This window comes from Rhodococcus sp. ARC_M6 (genome assembly GCF_022810305.1).
Lineage (GTDB): Bacteria > Actinomycetota > Actinomycetes > Mycobacteriales > Mycobacteriaceae > Rhodococcus_F.
Genome location: NZ_JALGQH010000005.1, coordinates 140,289 through 159,287 on the forward strand (window position 1 = coordinate 140,289; position 18,999 = coordinate 159,287).

24 protein-coding genes are annotated in these 18,999 nt (G+C 62.0%); 11 read left to right on the forward strand and 13 right to left on the reverse strand.

The annotated features are described in order from the left end of the window. Nucleotides 1-89 precede the first annotated feature (89 nt). Nucleotides 90-779: a FadR/GntR family transcriptional regulator gene (locus MTX36_RS08885; RefSeq protein ID WP_243619359.1), complete on the forward strand. Its 690-nt coding sequence runs from the start codon at nt 90-92 to the stop codon at nt 777-779. Between the two features lie 2 nt (nt 780-781). Here MTX36_RS08885 and MTX36_RS08890 read toward each other — a convergent pair whose 3' ends face one another. From MTX36_RS08890 to MTX36_RS08905, 4 genes are read right to left on the reverse strand one after another with little or no spacing between them, the layout of a single operon-like run. Further along, the gene (locus tag MTX36_RS08890; RefSeq protein WP_243619360.1) at nt 782-1,120 is read right to left on the reverse strand and encodes a YciI family protein; all 339 of its coding nucleotides are present in this window, start codon (nt 1,118-1,120) and stop codon (nt 782-784) included. Nucleotides 1,121-1,174: 54 nt separating this feature from the next. After that, entirely contained in the window at nt 1,175-2,026 is an 852-nt protein-coding gene (locus tag MTX36_RS08895) for a TIGR02569 family protein (RefSeq protein ID WP_217902124.1), read from the reverse strand. 47 nt (nt 2,027-2,073) lie between these two features. Next, nucleotides 2,074-3,261: an adenylyltransferase/sulfurtransferase MoeZ gene (gene moeZ, locus MTX36_RS08900; protein ID WP_243619361.1), complete on the reverse strand. Its 1,188-nt coding sequence runs from the start codon at nt 3,259-3,261 to the stop codon at nt 2,074-2,076. Between the two features lie 19 nt (nt 3,262-3,280). Next, a complete protein-coding gene (locus MTX36_RS08905; protein WP_243619463.1) occupies nt 3,281-4,321 on the reverse strand; it encodes a DUF3152 domain-containing protein in 1,041 nt (346 codons plus the stop codon). A gap of 284 nt (nt 4,322-4,605) precedes the next feature. Here MTX36_RS08905 and MTX36_RS08910 point away from each other — a divergent pair, with 284 nt between their 5' ends. Then, a complete protein-coding gene (locus MTX36_RS08910) occupies nt 4,606-5,268 on the forward strand; it encodes a TetR/AcrR family transcriptional regulator (RefSeq protein ID WP_094272131.1) in 663 nt (220 codons plus the stop codon). 69 nt (nt 5,269-5,337) lie between these two features. Here MTX36_RS08910 and MTX36_RS08915 read toward each other — a convergent pair whose 3' ends face one another. Beyond that, on the reverse strand, nt 5,338-5,568 hold the full coding sequence (locus MTX36_RS08915; RefSeq protein ID WP_094272130.1) for a DUF3107 domain-containing protein: 231 nt from the start codon (nt 5,566-5,568) through the stop codon (nt 5,338-5,340). A gap of 117 nt (nt 5,569-5,685) precedes the next feature. Then, nucleotides 5,686-6,381, reverse strand: a complete 696-nt coding sequence (locus MTX36_RS08920; protein ID WP_243619362.1) for a ferritin-like fold-containing protein — start codon at nt 6,379-6,381, stop codon at nt 5,686-5,688. 451 nt (nt 6,382-6,832) lie between these two features. On the opposite strand from MTX36_RS08920, the gene MTX36_RS08925 reads away from it, so the two are divergent. After that, nucleotides 6,833-8,422 carry a DEAD/DEAH box helicase gene (locus MTX36_RS08925; RefSeq protein ID WP_243619464.1) on the forward strand — a complete coding sequence of 530 codons (1,590 nt, stop codon included), beginning with the start codon at nt 6,833-6,835 and terminating at the stop codon, nt 8,420-8,422. Between the two features lie 9 nt (nt 8,423-8,431). Continuing rightward, complete coding sequence (locus MTX36_RS08930; RefSeq protein WP_243619363.1) at nt 8,432-9,634, forward strand: hypothetical protein; 1,203 nt, start codon at nt 8,432-8,434, stop codon at nt 9,632-9,634. A 3-nt stretch (nt 9,635-9,637) separates the two neighbouring features. Here MTX36_RS08930 and MTX36_RS08935 read toward each other — a convergent pair whose 3' ends face one another. Continuing rightward, nucleotides 9,638-10,435: a ParA family protein gene (locus MTX36_RS08935; protein ID WP_243619364.1), complete on the reverse strand. Its 798-nt coding sequence runs from the start codon at nt 10,433-10,435 to the stop codon at nt 9,638-9,640. 71 nt (nt 10,436-10,506) lie between these two features. Here MTX36_RS08935 and MTX36_RS08940 point away from each other — a divergent pair, with 71 nt between their 5' ends. After that, nucleotides 10,507-11,103: an acid phosphatase gene (locus MTX36_RS08940; protein ID WP_374230453.1), complete on the forward strand. Its 597-nt coding sequence runs from the start codon at nt 10,507-10,509 to the stop codon at nt 11,101-11,103. Between the two features lie 28 nt (nt 11,104-11,131). Then, a complete protein-coding gene (locus tag MTX36_RS08945) occupies nt 11,132-11,611 on the forward strand; it encodes a GNAT family N-acetyltransferase (RefSeq protein ID WP_243619365.1) in 480 nt (159 codons plus the stop codon). Between the two features lie 25 nt (nt 11,612-11,636). On the opposite strand, the gene MTX36_RS08950 is transcribed toward MTX36_RS08945, so the two are convergent. After that, nucleotides 11,637-12,110: a hypothetical protein gene (locus tag MTX36_RS08950; protein WP_243619366.1), complete on the reverse strand. Its 474-nt coding sequence runs from the start codon at nt 12,108-12,110 to the stop codon at nt 11,637-11,639. Between the two features lie 41 nt (nt 12,111-12,151). Here MTX36_RS08950 and MTX36_RS08955 point away from each other — a divergent pair, with 41 nt between their 5' ends. Next, entirely contained in the window at nt 12,152-13,108 is a 957-nt protein-coding gene (locus MTX36_RS08955) for a diacylglycerol kinase family protein (RefSeq protein WP_243619367.1), read from the forward strand. 253 nt (nt 13,109-13,361) lie between these two features. After that, nucleotides 13,362-13,616, forward strand: coding sequence for a WhiB family transcriptional regulator (locus tag MTX36_RS08960; RefSeq protein WP_003940950.1), 255 nt, complete (start codon nt 13,362-13,364; stop codon nt 13,614-13,616). 116 nt (nt 13,617-13,732) lie between these two features. On the opposite strand, the gene MTX36_RS08965 is transcribed toward MTX36_RS08960, so the two are convergent. Then, entirely contained in the window at nt 13,733-15,235 is a 1,503-nt protein-coding gene (locus MTX36_RS08965; protein WP_243619368.1) for a sensor histidine kinase, read from the reverse strand. Nucleotides 15,236-15,243: 8 nt separating this feature from the next. Further along, a complete protein-coding gene (locus MTX36_RS08970) occupies nt 15,244-15,459 on the reverse strand; it encodes a biotin/lipoyl-binding carrier protein (protein WP_007731208.1) in 216 nt (71 codons plus the stop codon). Nucleotides 15,460-15,586: 127 nt separating this feature from the next. On the opposite strand from MTX36_RS08970, the gene MTX36_RS30535 reads away from it, so the two are divergent. Next, a complete protein-coding gene (locus MTX36_RS30535) occupies nt 15,587-15,661 on the forward strand; it encodes a 50S ribosomal protein bL37 (RefSeq protein WP_374230456.1) in 75 nt (24 codons plus the stop codon). Nucleotides 15,662-15,751: 90 nt separating this feature from the next. On the opposite strand, the gene rsrA is transcribed toward MTX36_RS30535, so the two are convergent. After that, nucleotides 15,752-16,033: a mycothiol system anti-sigma-R factor gene (gene rsrA / locus MTX36_RS08975; protein ID WP_094272120.1), complete on the reverse strand. Its 282-nt coding sequence runs from the start codon at nt 16,031-16,033 to the stop codon at nt 15,752-15,754. Then, on the reverse strand, nt 16,030-16,728 hold the full coding sequence (locus tag MTX36_RS08980; protein WP_243619369.1) for a sigma-70 family RNA polymerase sigma factor: 699 nt from the start codon (nt 16,726-16,728) through the stop codon (nt 16,030-16,032). The genes rsrA and MTX36_RS08980 overlap by 4 nt, the downstream gene beginning before the upstream one ends. Nucleotides 16,729-16,915: 187 nt before the next feature. Between MTX36_RS08980 and ybaK the strand changes: the two genes are divergently transcribed. Together ybaK and MTX36_RS08990 are read left to right on the forward strand one after the other, a co-directional pair. Further along, nucleotides 16,916-17,410, forward strand: coding sequence for a Cys-tRNA(Pro) deacylase (ybaK, locus tag MTX36_RS08985; RefSeq protein ID WP_243619370.1), 495 nt, complete (start codon nt 16,916-16,918; stop codon nt 17,408-17,410). 59 nt (nt 17,411-17,469) lie between these two features. Then, complete coding sequence (locus tag MTX36_RS08990; protein WP_243619371.1) at nt 17,470-18,183, forward strand: SIMPL domain-containing protein; 714 nt, start codon at nt 17,470-17,472, stop codon at nt 18,181-18,183. Nucleotides 18,184-18,204: 21 nt separating this feature from the next. Here MTX36_RS08990 and MTX36_RS08995 read toward each other — a convergent pair whose 3' ends face one another. After that, a complete protein-coding gene (locus tag MTX36_RS08995; protein WP_243619372.1) occupies nt 18,205-18,957 on the reverse strand; it encodes an SOS response-associated peptidase in 753 nt (250 codons plus the stop codon). Nucleotides 18,958-18,999 lie beyond the last annotated feature (42 nt).

An 18,999-nucleotide genomic window follows, 5' to 3' on the forward strand; every position in this document is an offset into this window, starting at 1 on the left:
ATCATAGGATGACCGGATGAACTCGCACAAGGGAGGTAATGTAGACCACAGTCCACATCAGACGCACCGATAATCCGAGGAACCAACACGTGCAACCCGTTCGCCGCGCAAGCCTCATCTCGCAGGTCACCGAACAACTCCGCACCGAAATCAGAAGCGGAACCTGGCCGGTCGGATCAAAGATTCCCACCGAACCCGCGCTGTCCGAGCTGACGGGCACTGGCCGGAACACAGTCCGCGAAGCGGTTCAAGCCCTGGTTCACGCCGGAATGCTGGAACGCCGCCAGGGATCGGGCACGTACGTCGTCGCGACATCGGATCTGGGCGGCACACTCGGCAATTACTTTGCGGGTGCCCACGAGCGTGACGTTCTCGAACTACGACGCGCCCTCGACATCACGGCCGCAACGCTGGCAGCAGTACGTCGCAACGACGACGACATTGCCTCACTCACCAGCCTTCTTCGCGCCCGCGCGGCGACCTGGGAAGGAAACGACATCGCGGCAGCCACGGTGGCCGATGTAGCATTGCACCGCGCCATCGTCGCAGCCAGCCACAACACCGTGTACCTGGAGTTCTACGACTCGCTGCTGCCGATCATCGAATCCACGATTCATCAGCACATCGACGCCACGGGCGAGGGCTTCCACTCGCGTCACGAAAACCTCGTTGCCGCCGTCATCGCCGGCGATGCGAGTGCCGCCTCCGATGCTGCTCGTGATCTCTTCGAAGGCCTGGTCGCCGATTTCACAAGACCCGAGCCGTCGCCAACCGAGTAGAACTAGCTGGCCGGGTCATACATGAACTCGCGGAGCTCCTGCGAGCAACGGCAGGCGACCGCAATCTTTCTCGCCCACTCGACCGCGTCTTCACGGGTCGGCAACTCCAGCACCGTGAACCCTCCATCGAGTTCACTGCCCGGATAGAGCTCGGCACTTACCGCACCGTCGGCGGAAACCAGCACGGGATCGACTCCCTCGTTGATCCCACCGCCGAACACATAGACGCCGGCAACCTTCGCCTCCTCGATCACAGCGCGGGATTCGGCCGAGACGATCGAGAACTCCTCGTCGGTCAGCACCAATGCTTTGCTCGGAAAGGAAATGAGGTATTTCGTCATACCTCGATGGTGCCCCGCAGTCAGTCCGAACAGCAACAGTCCGAACAGTGCGCTCTAGAGCAACAGACGCACGATGTCGGAGGTTCGGGCCAAGCCGGGAAAGGCATCCGATGTGGAACGCGGATGCAATACGTGGACAGCCAGGCGGAACATAACCGCACGCAGGAGCATTTGCGGCCACTCCGGCAGGTCTTCCCAGCGTCCGACCAGGGCCTCGTCCGCTCCGCCCCAGGAGATTGCGTCGACAACAGCAACAGCGGCCGCCCAGGCCGCCGGTCGCCAATACGGCGTGATGTCCGTAATGCCGGGAGCCATGCTGCCCGAGAAGAGAACCGTGCCGAACAAATCGCCGTGCACCAATTGATCGGGGCTGTGAACGGGCTTGCGGAGCGTCGCCAGGCCCGCGATCAGTTCGAGGCTCTTGCGTCCGTCGGGCGACGGCGACTCGAGTTGCTCGACGCCCTTCGCGATACGCAACGGAACGGTTTCCCACGCCGCACGATCCGCAGCGACAAAGACGTCAACCTCGGCCCACGGCGGGACCGGTGGCTGAGCGAGGAATCTGGGGCGCTCGAGCGAAGCTGTCGCAGCGTGTAACCGACAAGACATGGACACAACCTCGTCGTGGCGAGGTTCGGGTGTTCCGACGATGAAAGTGTCTGCGCGCCAACCTGATACAACGTAGCGGCCGTCAGTGGATCGCACGGGGCGAGCCAAGCGCACACCGTCGACTTCGAGGTTCTCACGCACTTTTGCCGACCAGGCGGCGCGCGCATGGTCCGCAACGGCGGAGAGAACGACGTCTCCACACAGCCAACCGCCGTCCCAATCCGCACCGAGTGGGATGGGCTCTACTTCGCGGAGGCCGAAGGTGGAGCACACGTGCTGGGGAGGTTGGCCTGTCACCGCTCCAACGCTACCGGTGCAAGTCCGTCAGATCCTGCAAGGCACGCCTAATACACCGGCAGAGAAGTATCGACCTGATTTGCCCAGGCAATGGCACCACCCTGAAGATGGACGGCATCCGCGAAACCGGCACTCTTGAGAACAGCGAGCGCCTCGGCCGATCGAATGCCGGTTTTGCAATACACAACGATCTGCTTGTTCTGCGGCAACGACGCCAGCGCCTCGCCGGAGACAATCCGATCCTTGGGAATCAGAACCGCACCGGGCAGGTGCATGATGTCCCACTCGACAGGTTCCCGCACGTCGACGAGTTCCAACTCCTGACCACTGCTGATCAGCTGCTCGAGTTCCTTGGCGGTGATCGTGGATCCGGCGGCCGCGTCACTCGCCTCCTCCGACACGACGCCGCAGAACTCGTCGTAATCGATGAGTTCCGTGACCGGGATCCGTTTCGGATCGCGCTGTAGTCGAATCGTGCGGAACGTCATGGCCAGAGCGTCGTAAATCATCAGGCGTCCGAGCAACGGTTGACCGATACCCGTGATCAGCTTCACGGCCTCCGTGGCCATGATCGACCCGACCGTTGCGGGCAGAACACCGAGCACGCCGCCCTCCGCACACGACGGCACCATGCCCGGCGGCGGAGCTTCGGGATACAGATCCCGGTAATTGAGCCCGAGACCGTCGGGTGCGTCTTCCCAGAACACCGAGACCTGGCCTTCGAAGCGATAGATCGATCCCCACACATACGGCTTGCCGGCAAGCACAGCCGCGTCGTTGACCAGGTAACGCGTCGCAAAGTTGTCGGTGCCGTCGAGGATCAGGTCGTAGTGCGCAAACAATTCGACGGCATTGGTGTTGTCGAGTCGGAACTCGTGCAGCCGCACATCGATGTGCTCGTTGATCTCGAGGATCGACTCGCGTGCGCTGACGGCCTTGGGACGACCCACATCCGACCGCCCGTGAATGACCTGACGCTGCAGGTTCGACAGGTCGACCTCGTCGAAATCCACGATCCCGATCGTGCCGACACCCGCTGCCGCCAGATACAGCAGTGCCGGCGAGCCCAGACCACCGGCGCCGATGAACAACACACGTGCGTTCTTGAGTCGCTTCTGACCGGTCACGCCCACATTCGGAATGATCAGGTGCCGGCTGTACCGAGCAACTTCTTCCCGGCTCAACGCGGCGGCAGGTTCCACCAAAGGTGGCAATACGACGGGTGTTGCAGACACCGAAAACTCCTGGATCTATTTACGCTCGGGGATACGGCCACGGGTTGAACCTGCACGTCAGACCGTTCATCGGCACCACGCCCTCAGGATCCAACTTCGCAATGTCGTTATTGGCCGTCCCGAAAGACTGCTGCATCATGATCGGCGCCAAACCACCTTCGGTCTCACAGGGCTGATGCGCTGCGTAACCGATGGCATGGCCGACCTCGTGGTTGATCTGATACTGGCGGTACGAACCGATGTCTCCCTGGAAGGAAATCGCGCCGCGGACCCATCGAGGTTCGTTGAGCAGGACACGATCCATGCTCGGGTTGTAGCAGGAGCCTTCGAGTTCGATCTCGTAACCGCAACCCTCCCGAATGGTCATCTGCGACGTCAACGAGATGCGGAAATCAGGTGATCCCGAATCGATACGGCGGAAAGCAATCTTCGGATCGTTGGTCCAACTCTTCGGATTGGCCAAAGTCTGATCGACCATCCGACCATAGGACTCGTCACCACCGAAGCCCGCGGTGTCGACTCCGTCCTCGATCTCGACGGTGTACGTGAATTCACGCTCGGTGCCCTGCCCGACCTTGCCGGTAATCCCCGGAACCAAGTGCCAGGTGCCACCACCGGTAACCGCAAACGGTCCACCGTCCGGAAGCGCACCCGACGGGACCGACGCCGCAAACTTTCCGTCAGCGGCCGGCGGTGCGCCGATAACGTTGGTCCCATCGGTACTGTGCGCGAGGTCAGCCGTCGCCGAGGTATTCGACGAGGAATCATCGACATCCGTACGCAAAGCGTCGACGGTCACGAAGATCGTCAGAATCGCGAGCACCGGGATCGCATACGCGCGCCATCCGTACGTCGCGACGAACTTACCGAGTCGGCTCTGTTTCCGAGCGCCTCGATCCGGTCGCGGATTGCGCGGGGTCCGGCCCACATCACGTTTGGTGGGATCCCATTGGGCACGGAGTGGTTGATGCGAAGCGATGCCGCGGTAGTCACGTTGGCCGTACATACGGCCGTCGCCTGAATCGGAATGTTCAGGGTTCTGCGTAGTTTGTCCACGCATGCGCGGTCCCCCTGGGTCAGTCACGCCTCCAGAATCTCACATTCCACGAGCGGCAGTCCCAGACCGACCGAAACGTGCAGGCAGGGGCGTGTCAGATGTGCCCTCGACCACAGCGCGGCGACGCAAGTATCGCTGGTCGAGACAGAAAAAAACGCTTGCGTGCGACACACGGTATCGTTCATGCAGCTACGGCCGGTGTGACGGAGGATACTGACGAGTACGCATATGCGGCGCGAAGGTCCGTGCGGCAGCCGAATTTTACTTTTGCTCAGATTGGAAGCGACATGACAGAACTCGCGGATCGGACCGACTCCGATCGCGGTACAACGGCCGGTAAGCCGGCTGGTACACGCCGCAGCACCCGCCTTCCGCGAGATGCACGCCGCCTTCAACTCCTCGCTGCAGCCAGCGAAGTTTTTGTGGCGAGCGGCTACCACTCGGCCGGTATGGACGAAATCGCGGAATGCGCCGGCGTCAGCAAGCCCGTCCTGTACCAGCATTTCCCCGGCAAGCTCGAACTGTATGTAGCAGTTCTGCAAAGCTACGTCGACAGCCTCATCTCCGGCGTCCGTCAGGCCTTGCGATCCACCACGGACAACAAGCAGCGTGTGCGGGCAGCTGTGCAGGCCTTCTTCGATTTTGTCGACAACGACTCCCAGGGCTTCCGCCTGGTCTTCGAGTCCGACATCATGGGCGAGCCGCAGGTACAGACCCGCGTCGAGCAGGCCACCGAAGCATGTGTCGACGCAGTATTCGACCTGGTCAGCCATGATTCCGGTCTCGACCCCTACCGAGCGCGAATCCTGGCCGTCGGCCTGGTCGGCGCCAGCCAGTTCACCGCACGCTACTGGCTCGAAGCCGCCCGCCCGATCCCCAAGGAAGAAGCCGTCGAAATCACGGTTTCCTTGGCCTGGGGCGGCCTGTCACGGGTGCCGCTGCACTCCTGATCACTTCTGCGACACAAGAATGGCGGGCAGTCTTCGTGACTGCCCGCCATTCTTGTCTTGCTTTGCGTGTCAGACGGTAGGTGCGAACCCGACCTTGCGGATATCGGAAGGACCGATCTCCACATACGCAACACGGCTCGCCTGCACGAGGAACTTGCGGCCCTTGTCGTCGACGAGTGAGAGAACCGGCTCGCTGCCACCGAGGACGCTCGAGACCAGTGCCTCGACCTCGTCAGGGGTCTGTTCGCTGTTGACGATGAGCTCACGCGGGCTGTCGATTACACCGATCTTGACCTCCACGGTCAACCTCCGAACTGTTCGTGAAATACATCAGCTGTCCTGGCCAGGCTAGTGCAGCATCACACCGACACGCTCGCTGCCGCGCTGTGCCCAGAGCGAACAGGCGCAGACGCCGTGTCAGACCAGGCCGAGTGTGGCCATGCGCTCCGCATGCTTGGCCTGCATACCGTCGAACAGTGCCACCACGCCGTTGAGGTCCCCGGAGGCCGAGATCACCAGGTCGGTGAGGTCCTCACGCTGCGCGAGAACGAACTGCGCCTGCGTGATCGCCTCGCCGAGCAACCTGCGCCCCCACAACATGAGGCGGTCCTTGACCCGCGTGCTCCCCTCCACCGCTGCCCGCACTTCGAGGACCACGAATTCGGAATGACCCGTCTGCGACAGCACGTCCTCGACGATCGCCGCCACATCGGTCGGAAGTGAATGGCCGATCTCACGATAGAAATCCGCGGCAATTCCGTCGCCGACATAGGCCTTCACCAACGATTCCAGCCACGTCGAAGGCGTCGTCGATGCGTGGTAGTTGTCCAACGCCCGGACAAACGGGTCCATTACCTCGAAAATGTCGTGACCACGCTCGGTCAGGGCAGTCGACAACGTTTCGAAGTGAGCCATCTCGGCCGCAGCCATACTGGCAATTGCGACCTTCCCGTGCAGCTCAGGTGCCATCTGAGCATCTTCCGACAGCCGGTAGAATGCAGATATCTCGCCGTAGGCGAGTACCGCGAACAAGTCGATGACACCCGGATGATCGGAAGCCACGCGGGCTTCCGTACCGGTGTCTGCCGAAGCATCAAGATCGTGTGCGCCCATGGTTACGAACTCTAATGCCACTGCGCCCGCCCGGCTGGGCAAGCTACCCGGGACTGCAGCGTGATCTAGGCCATGCCTTGCCGTGATCTAGGCCATGCTTTACCGAGAGTGTGCCGGGCGCCAGTTACAATGGGTTTCGGGAGTTCGCTAGTTTCCCCCGCTCTGACGCTCTGACGTCGGCCGGGATGACCTTTTTCACGCGACCCCCACGGTTTCACGTAAACCACATGGTTCCACGTAAACCAACCAGATAATGTGCGCGCACCTGCATCGAAGGTTGTTGCCCGCTTCGCCGAGACTTCACGGACGGCATCAGAAAAAAACAAGTCCGCGAACTCTTCGAGCTGAGGCGTAGGCATGGCCGACGAACAAGAGGGCATCGACTTCGGCCGATTTACGGCCGGGCCCCTTACCTTGTGCGTGCGTACCGCCACAAGGAAAGGCCAGTCCGCTGAGCAAGATCACGATCGACCACGAAGACGAAGCAACCGAGAACACAGTTTCGGTCCAGCTCGACGACACCCATGTACCCCCGACCTTCGCCGAACTCGGTGTGCGAGACGAAATCGTCCGCGCCCTGAACGAGATCGGTATCGAACGCACCTTCGCCATCCAGGAACTCACTCTTCCGCTGGCTATGGCCGGCGATGACCTCATCGGTCAGGCCCGCACCGGAATGGGCAAGACCTTCGGTTTCGGCGTTCCGCTGCTGCATCGCATCGTCACTGCCGCCAACGGCACGGCTGCTCTCGACGGCACGCCGCGCGCCCTCATCATCGTCCCGACCCGTGAGCTGTGCATCCAGGTCGCCCGCGACCTCGAGAACGCCAGCAAGTACCTCCGCGTCGGTGATCGCGGCCTTCAGGTTCTGCCGATCTACGGTGGTCGCCCCTACGAAACTCAGATCGCGGCTCTCCAGAAGGGTGTCGACGTCGTTGTCGGCACACCCGGACGCCTGCTCGATCTCGCCAATCAGTCGCACCTGATCCTGGGCAAGGTCGGCGTACTCGTTCTCGACGAAGCCGACGAAATGCTCGATCTCGGCTTCCTGCCCGACATCGAACGCCTCATGGGAATGGTCCCCGACAAGCGTCAGACGTTGCTGTTCTCAGCAACCATGCCGGGCCCGATCATCACGCTCGCTCGCACCTTCCTGACGCAACCGACGCACATCCGCGCCGAGGAAGCCGAATCTTCGGCCGTCCACGACCGCACCAGCCAGCACATCTACCGTGCTCACGCCCTGGACAAGGCCGAAATGGTTGCGCGAGTACTGCAGGCCGAAGGCCGCGGCGCCACCATGATCTTCACGCGCACCAAGCGCACCGCCCAGAAAGTCGCCGACGATCTTGCGGAGCGCGGCTTCTCGGTCGGAGCCGTTCACGGTGATCTCGGTCAGGTCGCCCGCGAGAAGGCCTTGAAGTCCTTCCGCAACGGCAAGGTCGACGTGTTGGTCGCCACCGATGTCGCCGCTCGCGGTATCGACATCGACGACGTCACCCACGTCATCAATTACCAGTGCCCCGAAGACGAGAAGACCTACGTGCACCGCATCGGTCGTACCGGCCGCGCCGGCCGCACCGGTATCGCCGTGACGCTGGTCGACTGGGATGACATCCCCCGTTGGCAGCTCATCGACAAGGCCCTGAGCCTGGGCATCCCGGATCCGGTCGAGACGTACTCCAGCTCACCGCACCTGTACGAAGAGATGGCTATCCCGGCTGACGCCAAGGGCACCGTCCGCAAGCCCAAGGCTGCCGAGCCTGCCGCCGAGAAGAAGAGCAAGCCCGCTGCGGCAGCAAGCTCCGACTCCGACAGCACCGAGGAAAGCACTGCTCCGAAACGGACCCGCACTCGTCGGCGTACCCGCTCCGGCGACGAAGGTACCGGAGCAACGCAGTCCGGAGTGACCGCAACGGCCAGTGCCAGTGCAACTGCTCCCGCCGCTACCGGTGACGCAGCCGCCGACGACGCTTCCAAGCCGCGTCGCCGTCGCCGCCGTCGCCCCGTGGCAGCCGGCGCGGCAACCGCCGCAGAGTAAGCTCCCCATGTGCTGGCACCGGAACGGCGAACTCGCTCAGATGTAATCGTTGCTCTCGGTATCGCGCTGGCCGTGATCGTGGCGGTGACCGTGGTGTGGTTGCGCAGTGATGCGCGCGGAACCACCTCGGTCACCGCTGACACAACTCTTCCCCCGCTGGCAACGTCGGTGGTCTTACCCGACGTGCTCAGCGCGGTCTGGGAATTTCCGAGTGCCGATTCGTCCTCCCCCATCGCCGCTGGGAACGCTGCCGTCACGGCCGACGGCAGCGATGTTGTGGGGCGCGACCCCGCAACCGGCGACGAAGTGTGGCGCTACTCGCGCAACATCCCGCTGTGCGGTGCCATCGAGACCTGGGATCGCGTTGTCGCTGTGTATCAAGACAATCGCGGATGCTCACAGGTCACCTCACTGGTCGCCGACACCGGCGCACGCAAAGATCAACGCAACAGCGACGCCGATGCGGCAGTGACGCTGTCCGCCGACGGCACCTACCTCATCTCACGCGGTTCCACGCGTCTGGAACTCTGGCGCTCAGACCTGGTCCGGACACTGGAATACGGCCGCGTCGACGCCCCCGTCAACCCCACGAAGCAACCACGTAGCGGGTGCGAATTGCTCGGCGCCGCTTCGAGTTCCAGCCGCCTGTCCGTTCTCGAAAAATGCCCGGATGACGCGTCGAACCGCCTGACAGTGATGAATCCCGCCCCCAAGGATGCCCAAGAACCCGAAGAATACGGGTCTGTAGTCCTTCCTGATTCCATCGGCGCCCGTATCCTGGCCGTTTCCGGCGAAAAAACTGCGGTGTACCTACCCGCTGCCAACGGAAACCCTTCTCGGATAAGCATTTTCGACGGCAGCGGCGCGGGCGTGGTCGACTATCCGATCGACGGCGTCGTCCCGGAAAAATCCACCGTGAACGCCGACAAGAACGCCATCACGTGGTGGACCGGCACCCAGACGATCAATCTCCGCACGAGTGACCTGACCCCCACCTGGATTGTCGCGGGCACCGCAGGCCCCGGAACAATGGTGTCCGGGCAACTACTCGTCCCGGTGCCGAATGGGATCGCGATGATCAATCCCGCCGACGGCACCGTCTCCCGCATGATCGGCGTCGACCGCGGTGAGGTCACCACGCCCATCGTTATCGCCGGCGCCGGCGCCACCATCCTCGAACAGCGCGGCGGAACCCTCGTCGCACTGCGTTAACGACTAGAGCGTCAGCTCCGGGACAAAGGTCTCGACTTCGCTTCCTGCCCAATGCTTCACAAGGTTGGCGGCAAGATCGCGATACGCGTCGGCACCCTTGTTCTTACGACCCGCCAGCACCGTCACACCGGACGCCGACGCCTCCGCGAACTTTACGGTCCGCGGAATCGGCGGCGCAAGAACCGGCAACGAGTAGCGGTCGCTGACATCGGCGAGAACATCACGACTGTGCGTGGTTCGGGCGTCGTAGAGCGTCGGCAATGCGCCGAGCAGAACCAGATCCGGATTGGTGATGGCCTGCACTTCACGAACCGTGCGCAGCAGTTGCCCGACGCCTCGATGTGCGAGCGTCTCGCATTGCAGCGGAACAAGAACCGACTGCGCGGCCGTCAAACCGTTCAGTGTCAGCACCCCCAGCGACGGCGGACAGTCGATGATCACGACGTCGTAGTTTCCGAGCAACGGCGACAGCGCACGCTTGAGTGCAAATTCTCGGCCGGGCCGCATCAGCAGCAGCGCTTCTGCCCCCGCCAGATCGATGGTCGCGGGCAGCAGGTCCATACCGTCGGCCGTGGTCAAGACTGCGTCAGCAGCCTCGATGTCGCCGGCCAGAACTTCGTTGACCGAACGCTCGAGCCGATCAGGATTGTGCCCGAGAGAGAACGTCAGACACCCCTGGGGATCAAGATCCACCACGAGCACCCGTTGACCGAGCGCGGACAAAGCCGCGCCCAAGGAGGCGACGGTCGTGGTCTTTGCCACGCCGCCCTTTTGATTCGCCACTGCGAGAACCGTCGTCACAAAGAAGATCCTTACGTATTTCGAGCGGAGAGGCGAACAGTACACGCGGTCGTCCTGCAATGATGGTCTACATGGACTTGAATGCACGAGTCGTTCTGATGCGCCATGGCGAGACGGAATGGGCACGCACCGGCAAGCACACCGGCCGCACCGAAGTTCCGCTCACCGCGCTCGGCGAGATCCAGGCCACTGCGACGGGCAACCGCATTCGCAGGCTCGATCTTCGTGATCCGATGATCCTGACCAGCCCCCGCCTACGTGCCCAACGCACCGGCGATCTCGCCGGCCTTCCGGAAGACCGGACGTGGGATGCGTTGTCGGAGTGGAACTACGGCGATTACGAAGGACTCACCACACCCGAAATTCGGCGAAGCGTTCCTGACTGGACCGTGTGGACGCATCCCTGCCCCGGCGGTGAGCACGCCGATGAGATCCATGCTCGCACTGACATGGTTCTTTCTCTCGCGCAATCACAGTTGGCCGAGCGTGATGTCATCCTGATCGGGCACGGACACTTCTCGCGGGCCCTGATCGCACGCTGGCTCGAACTTCCGGTCAGCGAAGGGCGGCGATTCGCGCTCTCCCCCGGCGCCTACTCGGTGCTCGGATACGAACATGGTGCGACCCACCTACTGCATCACAATGTTCCACCGCTAGCCGAAGGCTGAAGATCTCCCGCGTAATAGGATCCGTTCCATGATTCGACGCGCCACGCCCTCCGATGTCCAACCGATCACGGACATGATCTACGAGTTGGCCGACTACCAGAAGGCGCTCGACGAGTGCACCGTCAAGCCCGAACAGATCGGCGAAGCCCTGTTCGGTGATGCAGCGTCAGCTTTTGCACACGTAGCGGTCTCCGACGACGGCAACGTCGTCGGCATGGCGCTGTGGTTCCGAAATTTCTCCACGTGGGACGGGGCGCACGGCATCTACCTCGAAGACCTGTACGTCAAGCCGAGTCATCGCGGATCCGGGCATGGGAAAGCGTTGCTCGCCGCATTGGCAAAAGAATGCACGGACAACAACTACACACGCTTGTCGTGGTCGGTTCTCAACTGGAACACGCCGTCGATCAAGTTTTACGAATCACTCGGCGCCGACGCGAAGACCGAGTGGACCACGTATCGCCTGACCGGCGAGCACCTGGGTGCGCTGGCAGACGACGCGCAGTAAAGAAGCGCGGTAAGGCGCTGCAGCGTCAGTCCTCGGTCTTGTTCTCGCGCTCAGCGGCGTCGTCGACGGTCTCGGTTGCTGTCTCGTCCGCGAAATCTCCGTACTCCGCCGCCATCCACTGGGAGGTGGGCGCAGAGAACAGGAATACCAGCGTGGCCAGAACGACGGTGCCGAGGACAACACCGAGAAACACCTGATGCGAATCGGTCAGCAGCGACCAGGCCACGGGAAGAAGCAGAAGCTGAGCGACGACGCTGATGGAGCGCCCCCATCGTCGACCGGCCAGCAAGGCAATGCCGGCAGCAAGCACGGCGCCACCGAGAATGGCGACCCACGCAGCAAACCCGTAGCCGTTGGTCACGCTCTGGTCATGTCCCATCAAGCCACGAATCACAGCGACGACAGCGAAGCCGACGGCAACCAGTCCTTGCAGCGTCACGAGGGCACCCGCCCACTTGACTGTGTTGGGAAGGGTCTCGGGGCTGGCAGTATTCGGCACGAGACCAGCCTAGAACACGACACCGGATAGGCTCATGCCCCGTGCGCGCACTGCTGATCGTCAATCCCAATGCCACCTCGACTACTGCTGCCGGTCGAGACCTTCTGGCTCATGCCCTCGAAAGCCGGGTGCGCCTCACCGTGGAGCACACCACTCACCGTGGACATGCCGCCGAACTGGCTCGGCAAGCGCATGAAGACGGCTTCGGATGCGTGATCGTGCACGGCGGCGACGGCACCGTCAACGAAGTGGTCAACGGGCTTCTCGGTGCACCGAACCCGGCGTCCATGAAAGCTGTGCCCATCGGACCCATCCCGACCGTCGCAGTTGTTCCGGGCGGATCCGCCAATGTTTTCGCGCGCTCGCTCGGAATCGCCGCCGACCCCGTCGATGCCACCAACCAGCTCATCGACCTACTCTCCGAACGGACGCATCGGCGCATCGGACTCGCCCATGCCGACAACCGCTGGTTCACGTTCAATGCCGGAATGGGTCTCGACGCCGACGTCTGCGAGGCAGTCGACGCGAGTCGGAAGAATGGTGATCCGGCAACCCCGGCTCGATACGTGCGAACTGCAATTGCCTCCTTCTTTCGCTCGAAGCGAGCGGAACCCGCACTGACCGTCCGGCTTCCGGATCAGGATCCGATTGCGGGCGTCCACTATGCATTTGTCTCCAACTCGAGTCCGTGGACCTATCTCGATGCTCGTCCTGTACACACCAATCCCGGAACAACTTTCGACTCCGGACTCGGCCTCTTCGCTATGACGAGCACCAAAGTCCTTCCGTCCCTACGGGTTGTCCGGCAACTGCTGGCTCGTGGCGCCGAGCCGAAATCGAAAGTCCTCGTCCGCACCGACAACGTCCCCCACATCACCATCGAATCGTCGCGGCCGATCGGTTTACAGATGGACGGCGATTTCATCGGACTTCGCAAAACGGTCGAATTTACCTCCGTGCCGGACGCACTCGAGGTGTACGCACCACTCCCGGAGTAATTCACAAAATCCTACTGACCTGCAAGAACAGTCAAATTTTGTCGGCGGGCGTAGGTAAAATCCGGATGGCGACAAGGTAGCCAGGCGGTACGTCAACAATTAGTGAGTTGGCACACGAACCTGTCCAAATCTATTGACATACCGTGAGTTCGTGAAAGCATTCACAAGTAACAGTGCGGAAACATTGAATACGCACACACAAACTCATTGGTACCAAACGGTGTATTCACACCCAGCTTAAGGAGCGAAAAGGATGGACTGGCGCCACAACGCAATCTGTCGCGACGAGGATCCCGAACTGTTTTTCCCCGTGGGAAACAGCGGACCGGCCCTCGCCCAGATTGCCGATGCCAAGGTTGTCTGCAACCGCTGCCCCGTCACCGCTGAATGCTTGTCCTGGGCTCTCGAGTCCGGTCAAGATGCAGGCGTGTGGGGCGGAATGAGCGAAGACGAGCGTCGCGCACTCAAGCGTCGCAACGCACGGACTCGTGCACGCACTTCCGTCTAGGTAAGAACCGAAACGTTCTTCACCCCGACGTTCGACGCGGTGAGTAGGCAACTCCTGCCACCGGTCGAAGACGACAGCCCGGCACACCATGGTGCCGGGCTTTTTGTCTGCCCGAATCAGTAACGCGCGCTTCGCCGTCCGAGTGGCACACGCAATACCGCGTCGGTACCGCCGCCACTGCCCGGATGCAATCCCAGAGAACCACCCAACTCCGCTCCCAGCAAAGTTCGCACGATCTGCAGGCCAAGGCGGTCGGACTTCTCGAGATTGAATCCCGCCGGTAAACCCCGGCCGTTGTCGTGAATGATCACGTCGAGCCACCGAGCCGATCGCTCGGCACTGAGCGTCACCGTGCCCTCGATACCCGGATCGAAAGCGTGCTCGATTGCGTTCTGCACCAACTCCGTCAACACCATCACCAGTGGTGTCGCACGTTCGGCAGAGAAGACCCCGAAGCTTCCCTCTCGCCGAATCGTCACGGGCGCACCGACTCCCGCCACGTCGGAGAGCATCGGAACCAACCGGTCGATCACCTCGTCGAGGTTGACTTCTTCGTCCACCGACATCGACAACGTGTCATGTACCAATGCAATAGAACTGACACGTCGGACCGATTCGGTCAACGCCTGTCGCGCTTCGTCGTTACTGGTGCGACGAGCCTGCAAACGCAAGAGCGCCGCGACGGTCTGCAGGTTGTTCTTCACCCGATGGTGAATCTCACGAATTGTTGCGTCCTTGCTGAGCAACGCCCGATCACGACGCTTCACCTCGGTGACATCGCGAACGACGACGGCGGCACCCACATGCTGACCGCCCGGCTTGAGAACCAAGGCACGCAGCAGCACCGTGGCGCCGCGCGCTTCGATCTCCATCCGTCGACCAGGCTTGTCCGCCAACGTATCTCGAATGTATCCGGCTACTTCCTGAGATTCGAACGGGTCTGTCACCAACACTCGCGTCACGGCGGCGAGATCCTGACCCACCAGGTCCGAACTCAACCCCATCCGGTGATACGCGGACAACGCATTCGGGCTCGCGTACACAACCGTGCCCTCGGTGTCGAGCCTGATGAAACCGTCGCCGGCACGTGGACTGGAGTTGGTGTCCGAGCGAGACTCGCGAATCGGAAACGTACCGTCGCTGATCATCTGGCACAGGTCCGCAGCGCAATCGAGATACGCCACTTCCAGCGGACTCTGCGCCCGCTGATTCGACAGGTTGGTATCGCGACTGAGCGCGGCGATGACGCGACCGTCCAACCGCACCGGCACTGCTTCACGGCGCGGCGGCATGCCCTCACGCCAGTCGACGTCTTCGGCCCGGACAACACGCCCTTCGATGAGCGCGCGCAACACCTGAGGGTGCTCCGACTCCGACACCACAGTCCCGACGGCATCCTCCGGGAAAGCCGTCGATGCCGTCGTCGGGCGACAATGCGCAACACAGATAATCGAACCGGCGGACTCGGATTCCTCGGATTCGGTGGCGACCCACAACAGAACGTCCGCGAAGGACAGATCCGCAAGAAGTTGCCATTCGCCGACTACGCGTTGAAGATGATCGACTGCCGCACCGGGCAGGTCGGTATGTTCGGCCAGCAGGTCACTGAGTGTGGACATCGCTGCGCTTAGGAGATCACTGCGATCAGGTCACCCTGCTGAATGACGTCGCCTACCTTGACGCCCACGGTGGTGACCGTCCCCGGAACTTCTGCCAAGACCGGGATCTCCATCTTCATGGACTCGAGGATGACCAAGGTGTCACCGTCGGCCACCACGTCTCCTTCGCTCACGACTACCTGGTAGACCGTCGAAACCATCTCGGCGCGCACGTCTTCTGCCATCGTGAACCTCACTTCGTCTTAAAACCAGTGGTATCGCGTCGTCGGAACACCCGATCGACCTGCCAATGGAACCACACCCGCGAGGGCGTGAAAGAATGATGCGAAAGAAACAGAAGGGAGACCAATCATGGGTAAGCGCGGTCGTAAGAAGCGTAGCCGTAAGGGCAGCAAAGCAAACCATGGCAAGCGTCCAAACGCCTGACATGTAATGCAGCAAACGGCAAAGGGTGGGGACGCAATTACGCTTCCCCACCCTTTGTCGTTGCGCCCTACTCAGACGCCCGCTGGCCGACTAATTGTCTGTTTCGGTAGTCGTTATGACGATGGTGCGCCGCAACTCGATAGTGAGCCGCTGACGCAGGCTTTCCGGTGCGTGGTCACCGCCGCACTTGCGGCTGATCAAGCTCTTGACCTTCTCCTCGATCCCGTAGGCCGCGAGGCAGGATCCGCAATCATCGATGTGCCGCTGCAGACGCGCCCGGCTGGCGTCGTCGCACTCACCGTCGAGCATCAACCACACGTCAGCAATGACCGCCGAGCAGTCGAGCCGTTCGAATTCGTCCTGCGTGCTCATCGAGTGACACCTTCCGCCTCGGCAGCAGCATCCGTGCTCGAGACACTGGTGCCGCCGCGGTTGAATCCGCGTTCCTTCGCGACATCTGCGAGCAATCCGCGCAACTGCTTCCGCCCACGATGCAGCCGTGACATCACCGTTCCGATCGGTGTGCCCATGATCTCTGCGATCTCCTTGTAGGGGAATCCTTCGACATCGGCGTAGTACACCGCCATGCGGAATTCTTCGGGAAGTGACTGCAGAGCCGCTTTGATGTCGTCGTCGGGAAGCCCGTCGAGAGCCTCGACCTCAGCCGAACGCAGACCTGCCGAGGTGTGCTCCGCCGTGGCAGCCAACTGCCAGTCGGTGATTTCGTCGGTCGGATACTGCGCCGGCTGACGCTGCTTCTTCCGGTACGAGTTGATGTAGGTATTGGTGAGAATCCGGTACAGCCACGCCTTCAGGTTGGTTCCGTCACGGAACGAACGAAAAGCGGTGTACGCCTTGACGTATGTCTCCTGAACCAGATCCTCGGCATCAGCAGGATTGCGCGTCATGCGCAGCGCAGCACCGTACAACTGGTCGAGCAGAGGCAACGCGTCGCGCTCGAAACGCGCGATCAACTCGTCCTGGCTTTCGGGCGTTTCGGATACCGCAGCGTCAGAAGGTTCGCTGACCTCTGGCTGTTCATCCTTGGGCCGGTCGTGTTCCAGCACTCTGATCCCTTCGCTCGCCGTAGGGATCAAGGTTACCGCCAACACAAGTTCCGACCTATGGGCCGGTAGTGGCTCGCGCACAGCCAGCACGGTCGCTCCTTCGATAGTCAAGGGTGATCAACCAGTACCAACACAGCACGTCCCGACTCTGTTCCCGCCTGAGTCAGCGCCCACATAGAGTGACCGAATGGCCGGAACCGCGACCCCTGCGACCACACTCCTCGAGAAGACGAAGACACCACACCACATCCACAGCTACGACCACGATCCTCGCGCCGAATCCTTCGGCGACGAAGCCGTGACAGCGCTCGCGTCGTCAACCGGTGCCGAAGCCGCGCAGATCTTCAAGACCCTGGTGATCAAACTCGATACGGGCAAACTTGCAGTCGCGGTGCTGCCGGTCCCGGCCAAGCTGTCCCTGAAAGCCGCTGCCGGCGCACTCGGCGCGAGCAAAGCCGTCATGGCAGGACGCGCCGACGCCGAACGCTCGAGTGGCTACGTCTTCGGCGGCATCTCCCCCGTGGGCCAACGCAAGAAACTGCCGACCGTCATCGACTCGTCCGCCCTGAACTGGGATCGCGTCCTGTGCAGCGCCGGACGACGCGGACTCGAAATCGAGCTTGCTCCACACGATCTCGGCAATCTCAGCGAAGCAGTGTTCGCCGAGATCACGGCCGGCTGACACTCCGGATCCACTCGTTTTGCCCCATCCCCACTAAACGGGCGGTACGGTCTGAAATCATGCGGACAACACGACGAACAGCGTTTGCCCTCCTGACAGCGACTGCTGCACTGACCGTTTCACTCACCGCGTGCGGAAGTTCCGAGTCCGCGACCAAAGAAGTGACTGTCGTCGGAACCGGCGAAGTACGCGGAGCACCCGACATCCTGACCGCCGGCATCGGCGTCGAAGTTGTTGCGCCCGACGTCACCGGCGCAGTGTCACAATCGAACGAGAAAGCGCGCGCGATGATCGACGCCATGGTCGCTGCGGGAGTAGCTGCCGACGACGTCCAGACGAGCGACCTGTCGGTTCAACCGCAGTACGACGGCAACCCGTACGGCGGCGGCAACGTGACGGGATACCGCGCCACAAACTCGGTGCGCATCATCGTCCGTGATCTGGATAAGGCGTCGGGGGTTCTCGATGCGGGTATCGCGGCCGGCGGAAATGCAGCACGTCTGAACACCGTGGCTTTCGACATCGACGACGATTCCAAGCTCCTCGCCGATGCTCGCACCCGCGCTTTCGAGGACGCGAAGACCCGAGCCGAGCAGTACGCGGATCTCTCCGGGACGTCGTTGTCGAACGTCATCACAATCACGGAAGCTCACAACACCACGGGCAACCAGGACATCATGCGTTCCCCGAACGCCTCGATGTCGGACATGGCTATCGCTCCGGGCACCCAGCAGGTGTCCTTCGAGGTCACTGTGACGTGGTCACTCCGATAGAACTGTGACGTGGTCACTGAGCTAAAGCAGGCTGATTTGCTCTCCGGCACGGTCGACGTCCGGCTCGATCAACGCGCGTCCGTTGTTCTTGACGCTGTTGACCAGGGGCCGGACTCGATCGATCTCGATTCCGGAAAACAGATCGGGAATCGGTTCGAGTAGCGCCGGGTCTGCGCCGTGATCCGGGTCGAGCCACGCTTCCCAGCGATCACGCGGCAGTGCCAGCGGCATCCGGTCGTGGACCTGTTCGAGGTGGCCGAGCGAATCGACGGTGACAATCGAGCAGCTCAGGACCGGATCCGCATTCTCGGCGGCCGGATTCCGCCACGCCGACCACACACCGGCCATGAACAGCCTCGATCCGTCACCCGGATGCATGTAGTACGGAATCTTCGAGACCTTCTTGCCGCCCTGCGGTTCGGTCTGCCACTCGTACCAACCGTCCATCGGAACGAGGCATCGTTTGTATGTGAATGCCGTCCGAAAAGCCGGCTTCTCGGCCAGTGAATCCGCCCGAGCGTTGAACAGCACCGGCCCCTTGCCGAGTTCCTTGGTCCAGGACGGCACCAATCCCCACCGCATCTGCCGGATCCGCTTGACCGCATCACTGTCGGGATTATCCCGGTCATGACGCTCGACGACGGTCAGTACCTTGGTTGTGGGGGCGACATTGAAGTCCGCCGACGCCTCCGACAAATGGTCCGTCTCGTCGAGCGCATCGAGTTCGATCGCCAAGCTCGCCGGGTCCGCTGTGGTCGCATACCTTCCGCACATGACACCCAGAGTGGCACGGTTTCGACCATTCCCCCACTGATA